The organism is Micrococcus sp. R8502A1 (assembly GCF_006704135.1).
GTDB lineage: Bacteria > Actinomycetota > Actinomycetes > Actinomycetales > Micrococcaceae > Micrococcus > Micrococcus luteus.
In genome coordinates this window covers 1-845 of record NZ_VIGS01000109.1, presented here as the reverse complement: position 1 = coordinate 845, position 845 = coordinate 1, and the positions used below count along the sequence as shown (strand labels likewise).

Sequence of the window (845 nt, the reverse complement as noted above, 5' to 3'; positions counted from 1 at the left end):
TGTTGTGGGTCATGAGGTTCTTGACATCCGTACCGGGCTGAGATGAGACGAGTGGGCCTCTCCCGCAGGATGGAAGTTCCTCAACAACCCACCTGCCAGAAGAGACCCACTCATGACTCACGCTAACGCACCCCTGACTCCCACCGGCCGTCTCAGGATGGTCCACCGCCACCTGCACGACGGGATCCCGCAGGCGCACGTGGCCGCCGAGTTCCGGGTGAGCCGGCCCACGGTGGCCACCTGGGTGGCCCGCTACCGCGCCGAGGGCGAGGCCGGGCTGCTCGACCGGCCCAGCCGTCCGCGCCGTTCACCTGCCCAGCTCGACCCCGAGGTGGTGGCCCAGATCCAGACCCTGCGTCGCAGGGAGAAGTGGTCAGCCCGCCGCATCCATCACCACCTCGTCTCTGAAGGCCACCAGCTGTGCCTGCGCACTGTGGGCAGGTGGCTGCACCGACTGGGCATCTCCCGGTTGCCAGACCTCGCGCCCACGGGTGAGGACCTGCGCCAACGACCCCAGAAGATCACCGCCCGCGGCCCGGGGCACATGGTGCACCTGGACGTGAAGAAGATCGGGAAGATCCCTGACGGGGGCGGCTGGCGTGCTCACGGACGTGAAAGTGAAGCAGGCCGTGCTTCCAAGCGTGGTGCCGGCCGGCGGGTCGGGTACACCTATCTGCACTCGGCGATCGACGGGTTCACCCGCCTGGCGTACACCGAGGCGTTGGAGGACGAGCGGGCGGCCACGACCGTGAGCTTCTACTGCCGGGCGAGGGCGTTCTTCGCCGCCCACGGCATCACCGTGGACCGGGTGATCACGGACAACGGAAACAACTACCGGGCTGCGG

The 845-nt window shown here is 68.2% G+C and carries 1 protein-coding gene; it reads left to right on the top strand.

Translation table 11 applies throughout. The annotated features are described in order from the left end of the window. Window positions 1–112: 112 nt before the first annotated feature. Window positions 113–845: leucine zipper domain-containing protein (locus tag FLM69_RS11260; RefSeq protein ID WP_141844306.1), on the top strand; the 733-nt coding region annotated here is incomplete at its 3' end.